The sequence below is a fragment of the Arthrobacter sp. ZGTC212 genome, from assembly GCF_002929255.1.
Lineage (GTDB): Bacteria > Actinomycetota > Actinomycetes > Actinomycetales > Micrococcaceae > Arthrobacter_B > Arthrobacter_B sunyaminii.
Window position 1 is genome coordinate 1 of sequence record NZ_PJIJ01000047.1, and the last position, 610, is coordinate 610.

The following is a 610-nucleotide window of genomic DNA, read 5'->3' on the forward strand; positions in this document are numbered from 1 at the left end:
CGGAGGAAATCCAGAGGGACGTCGACGCCGCGTTCGCCGTCGCCCGTCAGTTCGTGGAGGACTTCAACCCGGACCTGGTGGTCTCCTTCGCCCCGGATCATTACAACGGCTTCTTCTACGAGCTAATGCCTCCCTTCTGCATCGGTTATGAAGCCGTGAGCGTCGGCGACTACGGTTCCGAGGAGGGGCCGCTGAACGTCCCGACCGCCATCGCAAAGGACCTGGCACAGGCTGTCATCGACGCCGATCTTGACGCCGCGATCTCCCTCAAAATGGAGATCGACCACGGTGCGGTGCAGCCGCTCGAGGTGCTGTTCGGCTCCATCGCGGCCAAACCGGTGATCCCGATCTTCGTCAACTCGGTCGCGCCGCCTTTCGCTTCAATGCGCCGTATGCGGCAGCTGGGCACCGCCGTCGGAAACTACCTCAAGACCCTGGACCAGAAGGTCCTCATTATCGGCTCCGGCGGACTGTCCCACGACCCGCCCGTGCCCCAGATCGCCACTGCCACACCCGAACAAAAGACGATGCTGCTCAACGGCCGCCACCCCACCGCCGCTGCACGGAACGCGCGCCAGCAGCGGGTCATCGACACGGCCGCAGCCTTCGC

1 protein-coding gene is annotated in these 610 nt (G+C 64.6%); it reads left to right on the plus strand.

What is annotated here, in order from left to right:
- Nucleotides 1-610 (plus strand): 3-carboxyethylcatechol 2,3-dioxygenase (locus CXQ89_RS17780; protein WP_219815644.1); only part of this gene is annotated, 610 nt, incomplete at both ends.